22 protein-coding genes are annotated in these 21,484 nt (G+C 61.5%); 12 read left to right on the plus strand and 10 right to left on the minus strand.

Translation table 11 applies throughout. From position 1 onward, the window contains the following. Nucleotide 1: 1 nt before the first annotated feature. Genes FJ959_RS05355 through FJ959_RS05370 form a run of 4 tightly spaced genes read right to left on the minus strand, consistent with a single transcriptional unit; the run spans nt 2 to nt 4,558 of the window. A complete protein-coding gene (locus FJ959_RS05355) occupies nt 2–1,102 on the minus strand; it encodes a glycosyltransferase family 4 protein (RefSeq protein WP_140628907.1) in 1,101 nt (366 codons plus the stop codon). After that, nucleotides 1,087–2,379, minus strand: coding sequence for a TIGR04295 family B12-binding domain-containing radical SAM protein (locus FJ959_RS05360; protein WP_140497414.1), 1,293 nt, complete (start codon nt 2,377–2,379; stop codon nt 1,087–1,089). The genes FJ959_RS05355 and FJ959_RS05360 overlap by 16 nt, the downstream gene beginning before the upstream one ends. Further along, nucleotides 2,376–3,455, minus strand: coding sequence for an NAD-dependent epimerase/dehydratase family protein (locus FJ959_RS05365; RefSeq protein ID WP_140561678.1), 1,080 nt, complete (start codon nt 3,453–3,455; stop codon nt 2,376–2,378). The genes FJ959_RS05360 and FJ959_RS05365 overlap by 4 nt, the downstream gene beginning before the upstream one ends. Continuing rightward, nucleotides 3,452–4,558, minus strand: a complete 1,107-nt coding sequence (locus tag FJ959_RS05370) for an SDR family NAD(P)-dependent oxidoreductase (protein ID WP_140628910.1) — start codon at nt 4,556–4,558, stop codon at nt 3,452–3,454. The genes FJ959_RS05365 and FJ959_RS05370 overlap by 4 nt, the downstream gene beginning before the upstream one ends. A gap of 216 nt (nt 4,559–4,774) precedes the next feature. Between FJ959_RS05370 and FJ959_RS05375 the strand changes: the two genes are divergently transcribed. Next, entirely contained in the window at nt 4,775–5,047 is a 273-nt protein-coding gene (locus FJ959_RS05375; RefSeq protein WP_140497420.1) for a hypothetical protein, read from the plus strand. Nucleotides 5,048–5,087: 40 nt separating this feature from the next. Here FJ959_RS05375 and FJ959_RS05380 read toward each other — a convergent pair whose 3' ends face one another. Continuing rightward, nucleotides 5,088–5,825 carry a response regulator gene (locus tag FJ959_RS05380; RefSeq protein WP_246680780.1) on the minus strand — a complete coding sequence of 246 codons (738 nt, stop codon included), beginning with the start codon at nt 5,823–5,825 and terminating at the stop codon, nt 5,088–5,090. A 132-nt stretch (nt 5,826–5,957) separates the two neighbouring features. Between FJ959_RS05380 and FJ959_RS05385 the strand changes: the two genes are divergently transcribed. Together FJ959_RS05385 and FJ959_RS05390 are read left to right on the plus strand one after the other, a co-directional pair. Then, a complete protein-coding gene (locus tag FJ959_RS05385) occupies nt 5,958–9,065 on the plus strand; it encodes a CheR family methyltransferase (RefSeq protein ID WP_140628913.1) in 3,108 nt (1,035 codons plus the stop codon). Further along, nucleotides 9,062–9,433, plus strand: coding sequence for a response regulator (locus FJ959_RS05390; protein WP_140515210.1), 372 nt, complete (start codon nt 9,062–9,064; stop codon nt 9,431–9,433). The genes FJ959_RS05385 and FJ959_RS05390 overlap by 4 nt, the downstream gene beginning before the upstream one ends. Nucleotides 9,434–9,837: 404 nt before the next feature. Here the strand turns inward: FJ959_RS05390 and FJ959_RS05395 are convergent, their stop codons facing one another. The 3 genes from FJ959_RS05395 to FJ959_RS05415 all read right to left on the minus strand — a co-directional run bounded on the left by FJ959_RS05395 (nt 9,838) and on the right by FJ959_RS05415 (nt 15,013). Continuing rightward, a complete protein-coding gene (locus tag FJ959_RS05395; protein WP_140497428.1) occupies nt 9,838–11,016 on the minus strand; it encodes a zinc-dependent alcohol dehydrogenase in 1,179 nt (392 codons plus the stop codon). Nucleotides 11,017–11,088: 72 nt separating this feature from the next. Further along, nucleotides 11,089–11,874, minus strand: coding sequence for an SDR family NAD(P)-dependent oxidoreductase (locus FJ959_RS05400; RefSeq protein ID WP_140583960.1), 786 nt, complete (start codon nt 11,872–11,874; stop codon nt 11,089–11,091). An 805-nt stretch (nt 11,875–12,679) separates the two neighbouring features. Further along, nucleotides 12,680–15,013: an FdhF/YdeP family oxidoreductase gene (locus FJ959_RS05415; RefSeq protein WP_140555673.1), complete on the minus strand. Its 2,334-nt coding sequence runs from the start codon at nt 15,011–15,013 to the stop codon at nt 12,680–12,682. Nucleotides 15,014–15,191: 178 nt separating this feature from the next. Between FJ959_RS05415 and FJ959_RS05420 the strand changes: the two genes are divergently transcribed. From FJ959_RS05420 to FJ959_RS05450, 7 genes are all read left to right on the plus strand, one after another. After that, nucleotides 15,192–15,410: a hypothetical protein gene (locus FJ959_RS05420; RefSeq protein ID WP_140555671.1), complete on the plus strand. Its 219-nt coding sequence runs from the start codon at nt 15,192–15,194 to the stop codon at nt 15,408–15,410. Nucleotides 15,411–15,444: 34 nt separating this feature from the next. Then, nucleotides 15,445–16,047: a diguanylate cyclase gene (locus FJ959_RS05425; RefSeq protein ID WP_140628916.1), complete on the plus strand. Its 603-nt coding sequence runs from the start codon at nt 15,445–15,447 to the stop codon at nt 16,045–16,047. Nucleotides 16,048–16,186: 139 nt separating this feature from the next. Beyond that, complete coding sequence (locus tag FJ959_RS05430; RefSeq protein WP_140497440.1) at nt 16,187–16,423, plus strand: hypothetical protein; 237 nt, start codon at nt 16,187–16,189, stop codon at nt 16,421–16,423. A 185-nt stretch (nt 16,424–16,608) separates the two neighbouring features. Further along, the gene (locus tag FJ959_RS05435) at nt 16,609–17,226 is read left to right on the plus strand and encodes a hypothetical protein (protein ID WP_246679021.1); all 618 of its coding nucleotides are present in this window, start codon (nt 16,609–16,611) and stop codon (nt 17,224–17,226) included. After that, the gene (locus FJ959_RS05440; protein WP_140628919.1) at nt 17,223–18,443 is read left to right on the plus strand and encodes an Nramp family divalent metal transporter; all 1,221 of its coding nucleotides are present in this window, start codon (nt 17,223–17,225) and stop codon (nt 18,441–18,443) included. The genes FJ959_RS05435 and FJ959_RS05440 overlap by 4 nt, the downstream gene beginning before the upstream one ends. Then, the gene (locus tag FJ959_RS05445; protein WP_140515218.1) at nt 18,443–18,802 is read left to right on the plus strand and encodes a hypothetical protein; all 360 of its coding nucleotides are present in this window, start codon (nt 18,443–18,445) and stop codon (nt 18,800–18,802) included. The genes FJ959_RS05440 and FJ959_RS05445 overlap by 1 nt, the downstream gene beginning before the upstream one ends. 2 nt (nt 18,803–18,804) lie before the next feature. Then, a complete protein-coding gene (locus FJ959_RS05450; protein ID WP_140497446.1) occupies nt 18,805–19,155 on the plus strand; it encodes a hypothetical protein in 351 nt (116 codons plus the stop codon). A gap of 82 nt (nt 19,156–19,237) precedes the next feature. Here FJ959_RS05450 and FJ959_RS05455 read toward each other — a convergent pair whose 3' ends face one another. After that, a complete protein-coding gene (locus FJ959_RS05455) occupies nt 19,238–19,567 on the minus strand; it encodes a hypothetical protein (RefSeq protein ID WP_140525120.1) in 330 nt (109 codons plus the stop codon). Nucleotides 19,568–19,816: 249 nt separating this feature from the next. Between FJ959_RS05455 and FJ959_RS05460 the strand changes: the two genes are divergently transcribed. Both FJ959_RS05460 and FJ959_RS05465 read left to right on the plus strand, forming a co-directional pair. Beyond that, on the plus strand, nt 19,817–20,563 hold the full coding sequence (locus FJ959_RS05460) for a DUF4142 domain-containing protein (protein ID WP_140628922.1): 747 nt from the start codon (nt 19,817–19,819) through the stop codon (nt 20,561–20,563). A 21-nt stretch (nt 20,564–20,584) separates the two neighbouring features. Continuing rightward, nucleotides 20,585–21,178 carry a general stress protein gene (locus tag FJ959_RS05465; RefSeq protein ID WP_140628925.1) on the plus strand — a complete coding sequence of 198 codons (594 nt, stop codon included), beginning with the start codon at nt 20,585–20,587 and terminating at the stop codon, nt 21,176–21,178. Nucleotides 21,179–21,316: 138 nt separating this feature from the next. On the opposite strand, the gene FJ959_RS05470 is transcribed toward FJ959_RS05465, so the two are convergent. Further along, nucleotides 21,317–21,478: a hypothetical protein gene (locus tag FJ959_RS05470; protein WP_140497454.1), complete on the minus strand. Its 162-nt coding sequence runs from the start codon at nt 21,476–21,478 to the stop codon at nt 21,317–21,319. Nucleotides 21,479–21,484: the final 6 nt, after the last annotated feature.

Consider the following 21,484-nt stretch of genomic DNA (forward strand, 5'->3'; position numbering starts at 1 on the left):
ATCAGCGCTCCGCCATCGCTAGGGCCGCTTTGTCGTAGACGTCGCGCATGGCCGTTGCCTGCCTCGCCAGCGAAAACCTGCGGCTCCGGCGCAGGGCTGCCCGTCCGAGCTCCCGCCTGTGCTGCGCATCCGCGGAGAGACGGTTGATGCAGGCGGCGAGGTCGTGCGGGTCGCGCGCGTCGTAGAATAACGCGGCCCCGTCCCATAACTCGCGGTAGGTGGCGATGTCGGATAGAACCAGCGGCGTCGCCGACATGGCCGCTTCCAGCGTCGCCAGGCCGAACGGCTCGTAGAGCGATGGCGACACGAAGATTCCGGCGCGTGCCATCAGGGAGCGCATCTCATCATGCGGTAGCGCTCCGAGAGCGACGGCATGGCTGAAGCCGGCGCGCTGGCCGTCCGGACCTAGCGTGGAACCGGCTGCAAAGACGGGCCATTGCGTTATCGACGCGGCCTGGTCGATCACCGCGGCGTTCTTGGCTTCATCCCACCAGCGAGCGGCGGCGAAGACGAGCGGTTGACGCTTTTCGGCTTTCGCTACCGGGCGGGCGCCGTTGGCGACGACATTAAGATGCGCGATTTGTCCATAGCAGGTTTCGAGCATGCCGGCGTGGCTGTGGCTCGGCGCGATGACGGCGTCGGCCCTGTCGAAGCCGCGCCTGTTGCGCTGCCTCTGCCAGTCCCATGCTCTGTCCACCGCCTGTCCCTTGACGGCATGGAACCATGTGACCACGCAGGAATGCGAGACCACCACGACAGGGCAGGGCGCATCGAGCCCCACTGCCTGCGTCGGCGCATTGAGATGAACAAGGTCGATGGCGTGGTCACGAATGGGCGCATGCAGCTCCCCCGGCAACGCATCGAGGTCGCTGGCATTGCGGGTCATCCAGTCCGGCGGCGTGTTCAGCCAGCTCAGTGTCGCCAAGGACTGTGCTTCTTCGGCCTGTTGCGTGGATGGTTCCGGACCGAGACCGGCGAGCAAAACGCTGTCCCCGCCATCCACGAATTCCCGCGCCAGATCAAGCGCGTACCGCCACACGCCGCCCACGGCATCGACCGTCATCAAGATGCGCCGCGAACGCGGGGTCAGTGTCCGCAACATGTCGCCTCCAGTTCCGCCAGCGGACGCGGGCGCTTCTCCTGGATGTCGCTGAATTTTTGGAACGAGGCGAGATAGTGTTCATGCGCGCGCTCCCACGCGATGTCATCGGGCTCGCCCCAAAGCTCGCGATAGCTGGGCGAACTCGGGTAGGGATAGAGCGGTACCGGCTCATTGGCCCATACCCCGTTGTCGATCAGGTGGTTTCGCCAGTAGTCGACCAGGGCAGGGTCATCTTCGACCACGCCGATCAGATTGGCCTGGACGAACGGAACATGGCGTCTTGCATCGACGAGCAGCGCGGCGAGTTCCTCCGTGCCCAGGCGGCAGCGCTTGGCCAGCATGGCCCGGCCCTCCACTGTCAGGCTTTCGAGGCCCGCTTCGATTGACACGCAACCGGCCGCGCCAAGCAATTCCAGCAGTTCGGGCTTCCACAGGTCGATGCGGGTCTGTACGCCGAATTTCACGTCACGGTCGACCAGTGCCTCCAGCAAGGCTTTCTGCGGCAGGAAAATCTCGTCGATGAAGTAGATATAGCCGACACCTTGGGCGATCAGCCGGTCTATTTCCGTCACGACCGCCTCGTGATTTCGGCGGCGATAGGCATCGCGGAAATCCATCTTGGCGCAGAAGCTGCAATTGTAAGGGCAGCCGCGCGACGCCTCGACTTCCGCGCCGAACCCCACCTGGTGGTCGTCGAACCTGTGATGGTGGTGCGCGTGCGCGGCGATCCAGTCCGATGGCCATTCGAGCGGCGGATGGTCGATGAACGAACTGGCGTGGACGCCGCCGTTCGAGATCAGCCTTGCTTCGCTAAAGTAGGCGGTTGACGACACCGCACTCCAATCATCGCGCCGTGCAAGGTCGGCCACGACCTCCTCGCATTCGCCGCGCACGATGATGTCGACGCCGAGCTTGCGCAGCGTTGGCGCCGGTGTCGCCGAGCCATGCGGCCCGACCGCGACGGTGCGCCCGCCCCGCCCGGCAAGGCGGTTGAGAAAATCGGCCGGCACGCGCAATTCCGGCGGCGCGCAGCGCCAGAACAGATAGGTCGGCGCGGTGGTGACGACCGTCATTGCCGGCGCGAACTCGGCCACCCGTTCGGAAAGGCTGGAATTGTCAAGCTTCTGAAGCTGTCCGTCCAGCATCAGAACCTCATGGCCAGCCCGTTCGAGCAAGGCTTTCGAGTAGCCGAGTTCCAGGGGTAGATGCGGTTGGCGGCAGCCGAAATAGATGCTGTCGTCGTAGGTCCAGAATGGGTTGACCAACGCGATTTTCATGCGACGTACCTCTCGGCTTCGGCGTGGGGTTCGAGCCGGTGACGCTGCAACCATTCGGCGAGGTCGCGGATGCCTTCGCGCCACGAAACATGCGCCGTCCAGCCAAGCGTGGTTTGCATCTTCCTGGTATCGGCGACGAAGAAGGGCTGGTCGCCCGTCCGCTCTGCCTCATAACGGATCGACAGTGCTCGATCCGTCAGGGTACCGATCTCGCTCAACAGCATGCGCAGGCTGAGCGCATTTTTCGGTCCGCCGCCGAGATTGAACGCCTGGCCCGTGATCGTCTCGATCCGGTCGAGCACGGCCCTGTAGGCTGCAACCGCATCGGAGACGTGCAGGATGTCGCGCACCTGCCTGCCGTCGCCGTAAATGGTTATCGGCCGCCCCGAAAGCGCGCAAAGCAGGAAGTGCGCAACCCAGCCCTGGTCCTCCGTTCCGAACTGGCGCGGACCGTAGATGCAGCTCATCCGCAGGACCGCCGTCGGCAAGCCATAGGACTTGGCGTAGTCGAGCACGTACTGGTCGGCCGCGCCTTTGGAGCAGCCATAGGGTGTGCAAAAGTCCAGGCTGCGGCCCTCGCCGATACCCTCGGTGCGGATCGCAGGGTGGCAGGGCACATAGCGCTCGCCCTCCGGGCGAACTGCGATGTCGGGGAGGCTGCCGTACACCTTGTTGGTGCTGGCGAAGATCACCGGGATGCGTTCGCCGCTCTGTCGCGCCGCCTCCAGGACGTTGAAAGTTCCCCTAAGGTTAATGTCGAAATCCTCGCCCGGCCGAACCAGGCTGGTGGTAACGGCGGTCTGCGCGGCCAGGTGGAATATGGCTTTCGACCCCGTGAGGGCCGAAGCCAAGGCGTTGGCGTCGCGCACATCGACAGTTTCCACGGTGAGGCGGCTTCCATGCTTGTGCGACAACCATTCAAGGTTCTGTTCGACACCGGGGCGACTGAGATTGTCGATCACCAGCACCGGCTCGCCGTCCGACAACAGGCTGTCGGCGAGATTGGACCCGATGAAGCCGCTGCCGCCGACGATGGCGACAGGTGCTTCGCGACGATTGCGTCTACCCGGCTTCATGACACCAGCCCGCGTTCTTCGAGCTCGCGTTTCATGTCGGCGCCGCGATCGATGGCAATCGTGTTGCGCACCCAGGAAACGAAGTCGCCGAGGGAATTCTCCAACTGCCGCCCTGGTTCGAAACCCAGCAGTTCGCGCGCCTTGGAAATGTCGGCGAAGCAGTTGCGAATGTCACCGGAACGCGCTTTGCCGAGCAGCTCGGGCGAGCGGTCCGGCGTTCCCATGGCCTCAGCCAGCAGCCGCGCGACATCGCGGATCGCATAAGCCCGGCCGCTTCCGATGTTGATGACGTGGCCTTTTGCCTGGCGTTGCTCCAGTGCCAGGCGAAAGGCGCGGGCGACGTCACGTACATGAACGAAATCGCGCTTCTGCTGGCCATCTTCGAAGATCATCGGCCGCTTACCGTTGGCCAGACGCGAGGCGAAGTTGGCCAGCACGCCGGTATAGGGGTTTGAAAGCGCCTGTCCGGCGCCGAAAACGTTGAACAGGCGCAGCGCCACCGCATCGACGCCATAGGCTTCGCCGAAGATCAGCACGGCGCGTTCCTGGGCATATTTCGTCAATGCATAGATGGAGGCGAGATCGATCGGCTTTTCTTCGTCTGTCGGCAACGGCGAGAGAGGTTCACCGTCCGCCGACAAGGGATCCCACTGTCCGCCTTTGAGGTCGTTGGCCTTGCGCCGGGCGTTGCCGACGCGCCGGCCGTCGGGCGTGGCATACAGACCTTCGCCGTAGACGCTCATCGAAGACGCGACGACGATCCGCTCGACCGGGTGCTTGATCAACACCTCGAGCAGTGTTGCAGTGCCGAGATCGTTGGCGCCGACATAGCGGGCGATCTCGTACATGGATTGGCCGACGCCGACTTCCGCAGCCAGGTGAACCACCCCGTCGACGCCCTTCAGCGCCTTGGTGACGGCTTCGCGATCGCGCACGTCGCCCTTGATCAGTTCGGCTCCAGCGGGAAGGTTGACCGCTTCGCCGCCATGCACCTGATCCAGCAATGCATCTAGGATGCAAACCGAATAACCGTGATCGGCGAATTCTTGTGCGACGTGGCGACCAATGAAACCACAGCCCCCTGTGACCAGTATACGTTTCACGACAACTCCTCGGACTGGTGACCTCGGCGCCCCCAACTTCTCGGCAAAAGCTTTGTTCCCTGCGCATCAACAAAGTTCTCCTGGCGGTTTCATTCGACAGCAGGCGCATCGCACCACGCGACGGGTGCTGGAACATTGCCTGCCGTGTGCTGTTAGGACGCTCAACAGTTGCCGCGGTGCGTGCGCGGCGAGAGAGCTGGCTGAAAGGAGATTTCAATGTCGCAATCGCAGACGACCACCAATCACGAGGAGATTCGCAAATGGGCCGAGGAGCGGAACGGCCGGCCGGCAGTGGTGCGAACCAAGGGCGAGGGCGGCATCCTGCGGATCGATTTCGGCGAGCCCGAGGAGGCATTCGAACCAGTCGAATGGGATGAGTTCTTTCGGATATTCGATGAGAACCGTCTGGCTTTTCTTTACCAGGCCAACACCGGCGGCGGGCAAACCAGCCGTTTCAACAAGTTCGTCGAGCGTGACCAAAAGGGCTGACCGAGGGCCGGCTGGCGATCAATCGGAAACCTGGTTCGGCTCAGTTCAGAAGCCTTGCGCCGCCGGACTTTGCCAAATCGCGCATGATGGCGTTAAGCCAGTCTTCGGTGGACTGGCCGATCCGCCTTTGGTCGATGTCACGGATCGCTCGCTCGAGCGTCCTTTCGACAAGCCGGTCGGAGGCTTCCACATCCCCCAGCAACAGACGTGCCGCAAGCCTGAGCTTGGGCAGGAGCGAAAACACGTCATCCGGCGAACTTGGCACAAAGCCGCTCGCCTCAGCCGGGCCTTGCGGCGGGAAAAGGGCGTTGAATACAGCCCCGCTGCCCGAGGATTTTCGCAGGTTGCTGGCATGCCGGAGATGTTCGGGAATGGCGATATCGCTGTCACCGCTGAAAAACACGAACGGGACGCCGCGGCGCATCAGTTCGTCCGCGATCGGAAAGACACGTCGCCCGTTGAGGTTGACGTCGAGGATGGCAGCCTCGGCCGATTCAGTGTGCAATGATGCTTGTTCGACCGTCGCTGCCGGTCCCAGGATGATCGCACCCATATTGCTGAAATAGCGGGCGAGATCTCCGGCTACCATCCATTCGTCTTCGACGATCAGAAGATGCACCCCTTGCAGATCGCGCACCCGGTCATCCTTTCTCGAGCAGTATCTGGTGGAAACAGTGTCCCTCGCCGAGCCTGCTGGCGTTTCGGCACGAGCCCGGCAATTCCACGCCGCTGACTCCATGTGCGTCGGGAGCTTTGTTTCAGATGGACGTTTGGTCATTGAACACGTGAACTCCAAATTTAACGCCATCCGTCGCGACTTGTTCCGTATCTCCGCCGCGCCTATGCTTACCTGCTGTCCAGCCTGCTTCATAAGTGATTTCGCACACAGGTGCCGAAAGGGGAACTTCCAGTGACAGCCCAGGCGAAAAGATTTCCCATCGTGGGCGTCGGCGCGTCCGCCGGCGGGATTCCGGCGATGGAAGGGCTGTTCAAGGGGATGACCGATCAGCCCGGCATGGCGTTCGTCGTCATTACTCATCTCAGCCCTAAGCGAGAGAGCCTGTTGCACGAGGTCGTCGGCCGCTACACCGAAATGGCGGTCGAAATCGCGGCGGACGGCATGGTCGTTCAACCGAACCACGTCTATGTCATGCCGCAGAACGTGACCATGACCATCGACAAGGGAATGCTGCGCCTGCGCCGGCCCAATGGGTTCAGCCAGGAGCGCAAACCCATAGACATCTTCTTCAGCGCACTGGCCGAAGACCAGGGCGAACATGCCGTCGGCGTCATCCTGTCGGGCGGAGATTCCGATGGAACCTTGGGCGCCAAGGCGATCAAGGAGCATGGCGGGCTCACCGTTGCGCAGATCTCCGACGGCTACGGCCCGCGCAACCCCGATATGCCGCAGAGCGCCATCACCAGCGGACTTATCGATATAGCCGCGCCCGCCGAGGAGATCGGCACGAAACTGGAAGCCTTCACGCGCGGCTTCGACGCGTTGAATGGGTTGGCGGAGGAGGATAGCGTCCGCACGGCGGGTATGGAAAAGGTCCTGTCCCAGATCTACGGCATCCTGCGCAGCCACTCAGGCCATGATTTCTCGGGCTACAAGACCAAGACGTTCCTGCGACGCATCAAGCGGCGCATGCAGATCGCGCAGATGCAATCCATTGGCGCATACGTGGAATGGCTGCAGAAGGACCCTCGCGAGGTGATGAACCTTTTTCGCGACCTGCTGATCAACGTCACCAACTTCTTTCGCGATCCCGAGGCCTTCGAACTGCTCGAGCGAAAGATCGTACCGCAACTCTTCGAAGGCAAGACCGCCAACGACATCATCAGGGTGTGGATTCCCGGCTGCGCCACAGGCGAAGAGGTGTTCTCCATCGGCATCCTGCTGCGCGAACATGTGGAAAAGCTCCCGGTCGTTCCGCGAATCCAGATATTCGCGACCGATATCGACGAACCGGCGCTGGCGGTGGCGCGGGCAGGGCGCTATCCTGAAGCCCTGCTGCAGGGACTTTCCCCCGAACGCCGCCAGCGGTTTTTCAATGGCGACGGGGACACCTATGTCATCAGCAACGAGATACGGGAGCTGTGCATCTTTTCGCCGCACAGCGTCGTTCGCGACCCGCCTTTCTCACGCATGGACCTGGTGTCGTGCCGTAACCTGCTGATCTATTTCGGCCCCGCCATTCAAAACCGGGTCATTCCTATTTTCCATTACGCCCTGAAGCCCGGCGGTTATCTTTTCCTCGGCACCTCGGAGAGCGTCGGACAGAACGACGATCTGTTCGCTACCGTCGACAAGAAACATCGCATCTTCCAGGCGCGGGAGCATGCCTCGCCGCATGTCAGGCTGCCGGCCCTGATCGGCGATGGCCGTTCAGGCGCATTCCCGTCCGAGAGCACTGGCTTGAGGAAGGGAGCCGCCGGTTATCCCCTACGCCAGGCGGTCGAGGCGCAGGTGCTGGAGCGCTTCGCCCCCCCGCATGTGCTGGTCAACGCCGAGGGCGATGTCGTCTACTACTCAGCTCGCACCGGCAAATATCTCGAAGCGCCGCAAGGCATTCCCAGCCGGCAACTGTTGACAATGGCGCGCCGTGGGCTGCGACTCGACCTGCGCGCCGCGCTGCGGGAAGCGACGTCGACGCGCCGGACCGTCATACGGGAAAATCTCACGGTCGAGGAGGATGATGAGCGGATCCAGCCGATCAAGCTCACCATTGAGCCGCTGGCGGAACGCGACAATGGCGAGCCGCTCTATCTCGTCCTGTTCGAACCGTCGGGACCTACGCAGATCCGCACAGACGAAGGCGGCAGCCATGACATCGACAGCACCGCCGATCTGGAGCGAGAACTGCGCGATGCGAGGGAGCGCCTGCAATCGACGATCGAGGAATATGAGACCGCACTGGAAGAGGTGAAATCGTCCAACGAGGAACTCGTCTCTGTCAACGAGGAGGCCCAGTCGACCAATGAGGAACTTGAGGCCTCGAAGGAGGAAATGCAGTCGCTCAATGAGGAACTGAACACTATCAATGCCGAGTTGACGAACAAGATCGAGGAACTCGATCACGCCAACAGCGATCTGCGCAACCTGTTCGAAAGCACGGAGATCGCGACCATTTTCCTCGATCGCAATCTAGTGGTGCGGACCTTCACGCCCGCGGCTTCGTCGTTCTTCAGTCTGCGACCCTCCGACGTCGGCCGGCCGCTGACGGACCTGTCGAGCCAGTTGGAGTATCCCGAGTTGAAGCAGCATATCGCCGAGGTGTTCGAGACAGGCGAGACCCTGAACCACCACCTTGCGCGCGACAGCGCCGGGCGGTTTCACATGGTCCATATCAATCCCTATCGGGACAAGAGCAACCGCGTTCAGGGTGTGGTCGTGACACTGGTCGACGTCACCACTCTGGCTCAGGCGGAAGAACATCAGCAGGTTCTCATCTCTGAGCTCAACCACCGGGTCAAGAACATGTTGGCGGTGATCGTCAGCATTGCGAGCCGCACGCGGGAGAAATCCGTGTCGAAGGATGAATTCGCGGAAGCCTTGATCGGACGCTTGCATGCGATGTCGCGGGCCTATGGATTGTTGAGCCGGAAAAGCTGGAAGGAAGCTTCGGTCAGCGAGCTGCTTCACCAGGAGCTCGAGCCGTTTGGCATTGAACGGTTCGAACTGAACGGCCAGGAGATAGAACTTGGACCGCAACAGGGCCTTTCCCTTAGCATGGCCGTCCACGAACTGGCCACCAACGCGGCCAAATATGGCGGTCTTTCCAAACCTCGTGGCAAGGTGGTGGTGATGTGGTCGATCGCTGACGACATGTTTACGCTTACCTGGCGCGAGAAGGACGGTCCCCCTGTCAATGAACCCGTCGGCAGCGGCTTCGGCCTCACGCTGCTGCAGGGAGAGATCGGCTACAGGCTTGGCGGTCATGTCGAAACCGCTTTTCGCAAGGAAGGCCTCAACGTTCAGATCGCATTTCCCGTTAACCGGAAGGAGGGGTCGTGAACGACGGACCGCGCGTCCTGGTTGTCGAGGATGAATGGCTGATCGCGGAAGACACCGCGTTGGTCCTGCGTAGCGCCGGTTACCAGGTGGTCGGTCCCGCGCCTTCGGTAGCCGCGGCGCTTCGTCTCGTCGGCTCGGACAAGATCGACATGGCGTTGCTGGACATTCAGTTGAACGGTGAAACGAGCCTGCCCCTCGCGGAGACATTGCAGGCGCAGGGTGTTCCCTTCGCCCTCATGACGGGATTTGGCGCGCGCGACCTACCGGCATCCTTTCGCGACTGCAAATTCGTGCCCAAGCCGGCGACTGAAGCAGCTATCCTGGCTGCGTTGGCCGACCTGGGGTCGCTGCGCGACGTTTCGCGTTGACGGGCACTCGAAGGGCGCCATAGGATCAGTCCAAGGGCTTGTCCGTCGGTCGCGGAGTCGTGCTGGGCTGACGGGGACGACCGGCATTTCGATTGGCTGTGGGATTGTCCAGGGGAGGGGCTGAAGGGTGAGATCCTCCGGCAGTCTTCGGCGTCGGCGATTTCGCCCCTGCGTCCGTAGCACCGGCGTCTCGCCTCGGGTGTGGCAAACCATCGGTGTTCGGAGACCGAATAACGGGTTTCGAGCGAGAATTCTCGTTGGCCATGGCGGCACCCTTCTTCTGAACCGAACTCAGCGGGTCAATCGCCGACACAGCAGAAGGTTCCGAACTGCCAATGCCGATCGGGCGGGCGTCCAACGGATGCCGGGAATGAGACAGCTCTTGCCTCTGGAATTGCGACATCTCAGCCATGCGGCCGCATAACCACCTTGATGCAACCATCCTGCTTGTCTCGGAAGGTCTTGTAGAGGTCCGGCCCGGCTTCGAGCTCGGCTCTGTGGGTGATGACGAAAGACGGGTCGATCTCGCCATTCTGGACCTTGGCCAGAAGTGGTTCGAGATAGCGCTGGGTATGGGTTTGGCCCATTCGGAAGGTCAGCCCCTTGTTCATCGCGGCGCCGAACGGGATGTGATCGACCAGGCCGATATAGACGCCGGGAACCGAGATGGTGCCGCCCTTGCGGCAGCAATAGATCGCCTCTCGCAGCACATGCGGCCGATCGGTGCCGAGATAGACGGCGGCCTTCACCTTGTCGAGCATGGCGTCGGCGCTGGCGCCGGGGTCGGATTCAGTGCCGACGCAGTCGATGCAGCGATCCGGGCCGCGGCCGTCGGTCATCGCCATCAGTGCGTCGTAGATATTGGAATTGCTGAAGTCGAGCGTCTCGGCTTTGCCGTGTTCACGCGCCATGGCCAGCCGCTCCGGCACCTTGTCGATGGCGATGACGCGGCCGGCGCCGAGCATCCACGCGCTCTGGATGGCGAATTGGCCAACCGGGCCGCAACCCCATATCGCGACCGTATCGCCCGGCTCGATGCCGGCGTTCTCTGCCGCCATGTAGCCGGTCGGGAAGATGTCGGAGAGAAACAGCACCTGTTCATCTTCCATTCCCTCCGGCACCTTGATCGGACCGACATCGGCGAACGGAACCCGCAGATATTCCGCTTGTCCGCCCCAATAGCCGCCGACAAGATGCGAATATCCGAAAAGGCCGGCCGGCGATTGCCCCATCGCTTCGGCGGCCTGTTTTGCGTTGGGATTCGAGCGGTCGCAAAGCGAAAACAGCCCGTTCTGGCAAAACCAGCACTCGCCGCAGGAAATGTTGAACGGCACCACCACCCGGTCACCCTTCTTGAACTTCGAATGGCCCTGACCAACCTCCACCACTTCGCCCATCGTCTCGTGGCCAAGCACGTCGCCCGATTTCATCGTCGGCATGTAACCGTTCATCAGGTGGAGGTCGGAGCCGCATATGGCGCAGCACGTAACCTTGATGATCACGTCGCGGTCATCCTCGATGACGGGATCGGCCACTTGGTCGCAGCGTATGTCGCCTTTGCCGTGCCATGTAAGGGCTTTCACGATGTTGCTCCTGAGTTTCGAGGGCGCGTTTCAACGCGCGTTTCTCGTGCGTGGCGCCGGAGATGCCGCCGGTCAGTCCTGGGACGCCGAGCCCGGGGCCGCCATCTCGCGGTGCTGTTCGGCCAGCGTACCCGCTGGCGTGACATGCGCAGCGGCGACCTGCAGCTTGTTCTTCCAGCCGCTGACCACCTGTTCTTCGCCAGTCATCATCGCTTCGTAGCCGGCCTTGGCAACGTCGGCCGGATTGTCCTTCTCGTCGGTGCCGACCTTGGTGTCCATCATCTCGGCGCGTTCGAAGAAGCGTGTCTGCGTGGCGCCGGGCATCAACACGGTCACCGTGACGCCGGTGTCCTGCAATTCGTGACGCAAGGCGATCGCGAAGGAATCGATGAATGCCTTGGTGCCGTTGTAGACGGCTTGGAAAGTCCCGGGCATGAAACCGGCGATCGACCCGGTGACAAGAATGCGCCCGCGCCCGCGGCGAGCCATCTTGGCGCCGAGTTCATGCGCGAGATACACCGTTCCGGTGATATTGGTGTCGATGATGCGCCGGATCTTCCCCCAGTCCTGGTCGACGAAGCCATTGCCGAGCCCGCGTCCAGCGTTGAGAAACAGCAGGTCGATGTCACGCTCGCCAATTCGGGAGATCAGCCGATCCACGCCTTCGACGGTCGCGAGATCGGCCTCGACGGCTTCGACTGCGATATTATGTGAGCCGAGTGCCTCGGCGGCCTGCTGGATTGCCGGTTCATCAGCCGCAACGACGAGATCGTAGCCGTCCTTCGCGCAGAGTTTCGCAAGTTCCTTGCCTATGCCGCTCGAGGCGCCGGTGACCACTGCGAGTTTTGCATCCGTCATGATTTCCTCCGTCGTGCCGGCCGAACCAGCAGAGGAGATGATTGTTCCGTGGATCGGTATCGTCCGGTCGGCGCCCGCCGGGAGTCTGACTTCTGCTCTTGGCCGGGCGATGGATTTTCGGAGTTCGGGCGGGAACAACGGGTTGGTCCCGCAGTTCGGCGCGTGCAGGAGGAACATGATGCAACATGCTGATAAGATCGCGCTCCGGCGTGTGAAAATGCTGGTCGAGCAATATGTGCTGACCAGGAGCAGGCGATATGATTTCGTGTCGACGGAGCTGGCTTGCAGGGCCATTCGTGAGGTGATGCGCAGCCCCATCGAAGATGCCGAACTGGATCGCATGTTGGCCAGAAGCGCGGCCAGGCAGGGGCTTTCGGTGCGATTCGACCGGATGGAAGCTTGGCAGGCTGCTTCGCCATCTCCCACCGAAGGAGTATCGATATGAGAGCCGTGTTGCTGATGCTGGCACTGGTTTGTCTGGCCGGGTGCAACAATCCCGATCCCGACAAATCCAAAGCGGATACGAACAGTCAGCCGGTCGACAAAAACCCCACAACCGACACGAACCCCACCCCACAAACCACCACCGGCGGAGATCAGCAAGGCACCCAACCGGCCCAGCCGGCATCCCCTAAGCCGGCTGGCGGCTAGCTACGGCCTGGCCCACCAGACTGGGACCGCCATAGAGCAGTTCATCGTCTGCGGAAACGGCTAACCACTCTGTGTTGTTGTTTTTGCGCAATTCCTAAGGGAAAGCGCACCGCGCTTTTCCCTGGAAAGCCGTACACACTTTTCCTGGATTGCTTTAGTGGCGCGCCGAGCTTCTCGTTTTGGGTTCCCTGGCAACAATTCTGACGGGAACCGACTTTACGGCGGGGACGTGAGCCTTCTTGGCCCGGTGCCACAGAGGAACCAGGGGATTGAGTTCCGGATAATAACCGGCGCAGTTGCCTTCGGGCACGGAGTAGGGGGTGATGCGCAAACCTCGAACCCGCCGCTCCACGCCATCGTCGGCATGGGTTTCCAGATCGATTTCCTGCCCGGCGCTCAATCCGAACCGCTGAATGTCGGCCTCGTTCATCAACAGGACCATGCGTGTGCCGTGTATGCCGCGCAGTCTGTCATTGTACCCATAGACGGTGGTATTGAACTGGTCATTGGAGCGCACCGTTATGAGCGTCAGCACATTGTGACCCGAAACATCGATGTCCGGGTCTGTTTCAAGCGTCGTCGGCAGCTTGAAATTGGCTTTCTTGTTCGGCGTCTCCCAGACCCGTTTCGAGGCCTTGATATCGCGGTGAAAGCCTCCCGGCGTCAGGAACCGCTTGTTGAACTCACGAAAATGCTGCGGGTAACAACGCTCGATCTCATCGCGGATAAGGGAATAATCGGCGACCCATTTATCCCACGGGATCGAACTCACCCCCGATACGGTGGCCTTGGCCAGTTCCGCCACGATCTTCGGTTCGGAAAGCAGATGCGGTGAAGCCGGCGGACGCGAACCGAAGGAGCCGTGGATACAGGCGGTGGAGTCCTCCATCGAAACGGTCTGGTCGCCGCTCGCCTGATGGTCCCTTTCCAGCCGCGACAGGCAGGGCAGCAGATAGGTCACCGCCCCCGGCAGGAGATGACTGCGGTTGAGCTTGGTGGCGACTTCGACATGCAGCCCAAGCCGACGCCATGCTTTCTCGATCAGGCCGGTTTCGGGCACGGCGCGAACGAAATTGCCGCCGAGTCCGATGAAGCCTTTCACCGAGCCGGCGATGACGCCCTCGCAGGCCTCGACCGTGTCGAGACCCTTCTCGCGTGGCGGCTCGAAATCATAGAACCGGGCGAACTTGTCGAGCGGAACGAGCTCGGGTTTTTCGGATATGCCGACAGTGCGCTGGCCCTGTACATTGGAATGGCCGCGCAGCGGTGAAATGCCGGCGCCGGGCTTTCCCATGTTGCCGCGCATGAGCAGCAGATTGCATAGCATCTGGACGTTCTCGGTACCGTGCCGGTGCTGTGTCAAACCCATGCCGTAATTGCCGATCACCGCGTTGGAGCGGCTGTAGACCTCGGCAACATGTTCGAGATCCGCCTGCGCAATTCCCGAGCGCCTGACGATGTCCTCCCACCTGGCGGCCCGCAGGTAAGCCTCGAATTCGGCAAAACCATCCGTGTGCTCGGCAATGAAATCGCCGTCGAGGACACGCGGATCCCCGTGTTCCCGTGCCGCGTCGTCGAGCGCCAGCACCGCCTTGGCGATGCCGGTCATGGCGGCGATATCGCCGCCGCTGCGGACCTGGAAGAAGTCGCTGGACATCTTCGTGCCGGGGCCCGGCGACAGCATCTCAAGGGGATCTTGCGGATTCTTGAAGCGCTTCAGCCCCCTTTCCGGCAAGGGATTGAAGGTGAATACCGGCACCCCACGTTGACGAGCCTCTTGCAGCGGATGCAGCAGCCGCGGCGCCGTCACCCCGGTGTTGTGGCCAAAAAAGAACATCATGTCGCACTGGGAGAAGTCCTCGAGCTGCACGGTTCCAACCGGCGAGCCGATCGATTCGGGCAGCCCGACCGATGTCGATTCGTGGCACATGTTGGAAGAATCGGGCAGGTTCGATGAGCCATAGATACGCGCAAAGAGCTGATACATGAACGAAGCCTCCAGCGAGGCCCGGCCGGATGTGTAGAAGACGACCGATTTCGGATCGAGCCGCCGGAGCTCCATGCCGATCTCGAGGAATGCGTCATCCCAGGAAACCGGTTCATAGCGGTCAGTGACGGCATTGTAGCGCAGGGGATCCGTAAGCCTGCCTTGTTTTTCGAGGTCACGATCCGGCCAGTCGAGCAGTTCGGTGACCGTATGTCGCGCGAAGAAATCGGGGCCGCAACGCAGCTTCGTCTGATCCCACATGGTCGCCTTCGCGCCATTTTCGCAGAACTCGAAGGGCCGCGGATCGGCCGGCTTGGCCCATGAACAGGAAACGCACATGTAGCCATCGGCTTTGTTCTGCTTGAGCAGCGTGCTCCATATGCCCGACATCAGCAGGCCTTCGCCGTATGCCTTGCGGACCAATGACCTCAGGGATCCCCATCCGCCTGTGGGATGGTTGTATTTTTTTGTTTCAATACGGTCGGTTACGGCAGGTTTCATCGAGATCGTCCTTGAAGAACCGATACCGAACCTCGCCCGTCACCGATTGTTCCCGCGGCTCCGTGCAGAGTTGGCGTCGAATCTTGCGTGTCGAAGCCGACGCGGCCGAGGAGCGGTCGCGGCCGGTCGTGGAACTATTTTCGTGATCGGCTGTTCGGCTTGGGAAGGGAGCCTGGCAATGGTGCGACGCAATGCAGTGCTTTCGCTCGTGATAGCCGCCATCATCATCATCGGCTTCCTCATAGGCTTTCTCTATGCCGACATGGGCTGGCATACCTCGCCACTGAAGCGGGCGCCTGAACAGAACCGGGGCGGTAACGCGCCGACGGATACTTCGCCAGCCGCGGGCGTCCGGAAAAGTCCCCAGGAAAACACCGAAATGCCGGGGCAGCAGTAGCGACCTCGAACGGGATTCCGCGCGAAAGGATGTCATGCTGTCAGATCCTACCGTGCTGATCTTGATGTATTTCCTGCTGCCAATCTGGTTGGCCGCCGGATTTGCCGACTGGCTCTGCCATCGCGCGTCTCACATCGAATCGACGACAGGCGCCAAGGAGTCGTTGATCCACCTTCTGATGTTCGCCGAGGTCGGAATACCTTTGCTGGCCGCCATGTTTCTTGACGTGAATGCTCTCATCATTCTCATCATGATCGTCACCTTCTTCGTCCACGAGGCGACAGCGATGTGGGACGTCAGCTACGCCACCACCGCCCGCACCGTCACGCCGATCGAGCAGCACGTTCACAGCTTCCTCGAGATGATCCCGCTGATGGGGCTGGTCAGCGTCATTTCCCTCCACTGGGGACAGTTCCTCGCCTTGTTCGGGGCGGGGACGGAAACCGCGCGCTTCGAACTTGTCTGGAAATCGCAGCAGCTGCCGGTGACCTACATTGCCTGCGTGATGGCCGTGATCCTGCTTTTCGAACTGCTTCCCTATCTGGAAGAGCTCGTCAGGGGATTGCGGGCCAATGCCGGGAAACTGATCCCGTCGAAGGCCAGGCGAGGGGATCCGGGCCAGACGACATTGCGTTGACACGGATCGCGCGGCAGCACCCCTCCAGCCGCCGGCGTCGGATATCCCGCCGGTCCGCAATGCCAGCATCCTTGTGCGGAACATTTCTGCCGGGCTGGCCATTGAGCGAGCGGGCATGGCAGCGATGGGGAGTGCGATGATGGGATTTCTATCCGACCTCGACAAGAAACTGACGGACAATGTCTACGAACATGGCAGCCAGCTCACCGATTCCGCCGCGGATCTCCCGCAGACGGTCGGCGAAATTGTCGAACGGCTGATGCCTTTCGTCCAACCTGAGGCGCGCGAGACGGTCAAGGCTCAGATTCTGGGCCTGATCCACGAGTACAAAGCCGAGCGCACCCGGAGCGCCGCCGAGCAGGATCATCCAGACTGAACTACCCGTTCTGGTCTATCGCGTGAGGCGCCGGCTGGCTGCCGCCCCCGCTGCCCGATGTATCGCGACCGAACCATATCCAAGCCGCGACAAGCACAAACACCACGATGGCTATCCAGGCAATGAGACGGGGCATTGAGGGATCCTTCCCTGCCAGTCGATCATTTGGGGGCGCGACGATCAGGATGGAAATCGAACCGCCCCGCCGCCTCCTCGTTAATCCGGCTACCGATCCTTTGTTCCGCTCGCGCTGGTCCCTGCCTCGGTTGACGGGGAGGGCGGGCGCGCTAGATCAAAACTTGCGCCGAACATGGTTCTCGTTGGTGGGGGAGGTCATTCGTGTGGCGGATCCAACGCCGGATCTAATTCTTAGCGGTCGTCGCCTTAGCCGCAACAGCGCATGCCTGCTGTTGCTCATGGCCATGTCGACCGCGTGCTCGTCCTCGGACCAGATCGAACAGCAATCCCGAACTGCCGCCTCGACGGCGCAGACCGTATCAATGACGCTTGATGCCTGGGCGGCGGGAGCTGCCCCTTCCAAATATGCTTCGGGCACGCTGCAATCGGCCGGCACGACACTGGCCGATATCGACGCGAAGATCCGATCGGCCACTACGGCTGAACCTGCCGAGCAGGCTGCGTTGGCGGAGGCGGTCAAGGACCTGTCGATCGCGGTGAACCGCGCCCAGGCGGGAGTGCAAGCGGACCGCCGCCCGCAAGTGCAGGAGGCTCAAGAAGATATTCGGACGGCCACGCGCTCCCTGGCCGCCGCTTACTTCAGATATTTCGCGCCGAAGCCATGAAGAAGCTCCTGGAAATATCGCTGGGCATCGTCACCAGTGTTGGCGGCTTCCTGGAAGTCGGATCGATGGCGACGGCAGCCCAGGCAGGTGCGACCTTCGGGTTTCAGCTGATCTGGGCGGTGGTTCTCGGCACCATCTGCATCATTTTTCTGGTCGAGATGGCCGGCCGGTTTGCCGCCGTGAGCCATCACACGATCTCTGACGGGATCCGGGAACGATTTGGCTTCAACGTTTCGCTATGGCCATTGCTTGCCGCCCTGCTGGTCAATTTCATGGTGCTGTCCGCCGAGATCGGTGGTGTTGCCATCGCGCTCGAACTTGCCACCGGCATTGGCTTCCAATGGTGGGCTTTACCCGTGACTTTGATGGCATGGCTGTTGCTGTGGAAAGGCACGTTCGGGCTGATCGAGAAAGGCGTGTCGATACTCGGCCTCGTGACGCTGTGCTTCGTGGTCGCAGCGGTGATGCTGAAGCCCGATTGGACAGCTGTCGCGTCCGGCGCGGTGCCTACACTGCCGACCCATGATGCGGCGAGTTACTGGTTCATGGCGGTCAGCATCCTTGGCGCTTCGATATCGCCTTACCTGTTCATGTTCTATTCCTCGGGGGCGATCGAGGACCAGTGGGACAGAAGCTATCTCGGAACCAATCGGGCCATCGCCGGACTGGGCATGGCCTTTGGCGGCACCATTTCGATCGGCGTCTTGATGGTGGCCGCGCTCGTGCTTGCAACGCACGGCATCGATCAGGTCGACGACTATCATCAATTACCGTTGATGCTGATCCCGATATTCGGCTTCTGGGGGTTCGTCCTGTTCGTTGCCTCGCTCGCCATCGCTTGCTTCGGCGCCGCACTCGAGGTTGGGCTGCAACAGGCTTATCTGGTGGCGCAAGGGTTTGGATGGAACTGGGGCGAAAACCTCAAGCCACGCGACGATCCTGGCTTCAGTGCCGTCTACACGGTATCATTGTTTCTGGCCGCCATCCCCATCATGCTTGGGCTCGATCCGCTGAAGCTCACCATTTTTTCCATGGCGCTGACCGCCGCCAGCCTGCCGCTGACGGTAATTCCTTTCCTTTTCCTGCTGAACGACAAGCGCTATGTCGGCGAGCACCGCAACGGCATTGTCTCGAATGCCGCGGTGATCTTCATCATCGGGCTTGGTTTCGTGCTCGCCGTGGTGACCATTCCCCTGCAGATATTCGGAGGCACGTGATGGATTTGCTGCGCGACATCCTCGACAAGCAGATCGTCGACCGCGAACAGGTCAAGATCGGCAAGATCGACGGGCTGGTGGCGGAGTTGCGGCCGGGCAAGCCGCCGAGGATCATCGCGGTCGAGCTCGGCTCCGTCACCTTGGCGCGTCGCCTGGGCGTACGGCCAGGGCGTTGGATGACGCAACTCGCGGCAGCGTGGGGCGGCAAACGCCATCGCAAGCCGCACCGGATCGCCTGGAAGAAGGTCCAGGACATAGGCGTCGACATCCAGTTCGATATCGATGTGCGCGAAACCTCGATCTTCGCCTGGCAGGACTGGCTGCGCGACCATGTCATCGGACGCATTCCGGGAGCTTGATGATGTCCACCGTCAACCTCGAGCATCTGGCCGGACGACGCGTTCTCTCGCGGCAAGGCGAAAGCATCGGCTATATCGAGGAGATACGAGCCGAACCGGCCGGCGACGACTTCGTCGTTACCGAATTCCATGTCGGTATCTACGCCGCTTTCGAGCGTCTCTCGGCCTCGACCATCGGCACGGCGGTGCTGGATTTCTTCCGGCTGCGCCGTCGCGACGGCCTGTACCGTATTCCCTGGGACAAGCTCGACATCTCCGATCCTGCACGGCCGCGGCTGCTGTGTTCGACAACGGAACTTTCCGGCATGAAGGGCGCCCCCGAATTTCATCCACGAGGGAGGCAGGATCGATGACGACCCAGGCGGACGGCCGCGCGAAAGTGCTCGAACTCAGCCAAGGGTTGTCTGATGCTGTCTGCACTCAGGATGATGCGCCTTACCGCAGCAGGCTGGCTGCCAGGAACACCGCGGCCGCTATCAGTACGACGGCCGCAATCACCATTAGCGGCCAGTTGCTGCGGGGCTGCAGTTCGGGCTCGTTCTCCACCGGCCGCATCGCGTTGGCGAAGCTGGCATCGTTTTCGAATTTTGGCCGGAGAGAACGCTGCGGACCTGCTTCAGTGACCGGGTTCTGCGTGTCCGCCGCCTCGGCGTCGGTCTCGAACGGGGCAACTGCAGGATCGAATCCGGGCGTTTTGTCCCGTGTGGCTCCGGCCTGAACTTCTCCCCTGGCTGCGGCGGGCGTGGAATTTGAAATCTTGGCCATGAACTCTCTCCTCGGAACCCAATTCGGCAAGTTCGCTCGGTCGACAGATTGACGCTCATGGGTCGCATTTAAAATCAAATCTCGCAGCCGCCGATTTGTTCCGCGCCCCGGTCCCGATGTTGAAGGTCTCCTGGCCGGTCGTGGGGCCCGTCCCAAGGCGCTTGCAGCGCATCGAGCGGCGCCGGAACAAAGCCCATCCTGGCTTGTTAGGGCGCATCGTAAGTTCGCGCATCGACAAGGACAAAGCCAATGAAAACGCGACACCTTCTTGCCTCGCTCGCCGCTGCTTCCGTGCTTATCGCAATGCCTGCTTTGGCTGCTTCCGACAGTGCCCAGGATTTCGTCGACAAGGCCGCCGTCGGCGGCAAGTTCGAAGTCGACTCGAGCAAGATTGCCCAGGACAAGGCCCAGGATCAAAGCATCAAGAATTTCGCGCAGACGATGATCCGGGACCATGGCGCGGCCAACGCCAAGCTGGAAACTATTGCCGGCGAACAGAAGTTGAAGATGCCGACGGCGCTCGATGCGCAGCATCAGGCGGATCTGGATAAGCTCCAGAACGCACAGCCGCCAATCGATCCGGCCTATGTGGACATGCAGCGAAAGGCGCACGCCGATGCCGTCAATCTGTTTGAAAGCTACGCCCGCGACGGCGACAACGCGGCCCTCAAGACGTTCGCCCAGCAGACGGTCGATACGTTGAAGATGCATCGGCAGATGATCGAAAAGATCGCCGCCGCCCAGGACTCCATCACGGGAGCGACAACGCCCGCTGTGAAAACCACGAACACGCCCAATGCCGCGGCCCTGGTGCCCGGCGCAAACAGTTTCACCGAGACCCAGGCAAAGAGCCGCATCGAGGATGCCGGCTATTCCAATGTGTCGAAGCTTGCCAAGGACGATCAAGGCATCTGGCGCGGCCAGGCGACCAAGTCAGGCCAAAGTGTCGCCGTCGGGCTCGACTATCAGGGCAACGTCGTCGCCGACAGCAATTGAGCACGATCAGGAGATATCAAAATGAAAACCGTAACTGCACTGTTCGACAACTATGATGACGCAGCCGACGCGGTCGGCGAACTGGAAGCGTCCGGAGTGCCACATTCCAATATCAGCATCATCGCCAACAACTCGGATGGCTGGTACGAGAGAGATCGTTCCGAAGCCGCTGAAGATGCCGCGAGCGGTGCAGGGATAGGGGCCGTGGTCGGTGGCGCCGGCGGTTTGCTGACAGGGTTGGGCGTCATGGCCGTTCCGGGCGTCGGACCTGTGGTTGCGGCCGGATGGCTTGCCGCTACCGCCACCGGAGCGGTTGCCGGCGCGGTGGCTGGTGGTGCGGCGGGCGGTATCATTGGCGCTCTGACGGATTCGGGCGTTTCCGAAAACGATGCAAATGTCTATGCGGAGGGCGTACGTCGTGGCGGTACGCTGGTGACGGCCAAGGTGGACGATGAGCTTGTTCCGGAAGCCGAGGACATTCTGGGTCAGTCCAGCTCGGTTGACGTGATGGAACGCCGCAGGGCATACGAGGCGGATGGCTGGACTGGCTTTGACGTCAACGCGGGCGACTATGCCCCTGAGCGCGACGGCGGCAGGGCAATAAACCGGCCCTGAAGAACAAGCCTGCCAGGGTGGCGGGGCACTTTGTAGCCAGGCCGGCGTGGGTGCCTCGCCCGAAATTTGATCTTCGGGACATGTACGAGGGATGTTTGGTCCGCTGATCGAGTTTGCTGTGGGCCACGGTAGCTACAATCAATCCTTGTCCTGATGATAGAGCCGATCGGTGGCTCGATCGCTTTCTCTGCGTTCTGCGGGACCGCGGCGACGTCGGGTGACAATGACGTAGGCCAGCAATACGAGCAGCAACAATGGCCCGCCGGCGACGACGATCAACCACATGACGCTTTCAAACATGGGACG

Source organism: Mesorhizobium sp. B2-2-4, assembly GCF_006442375.1.
Classification (GTDB): Bacteria; Pseudomonadota; Alphaproteobacteria; order Rhizobiales; family Rhizobiaceae; genus Mesorhizobium.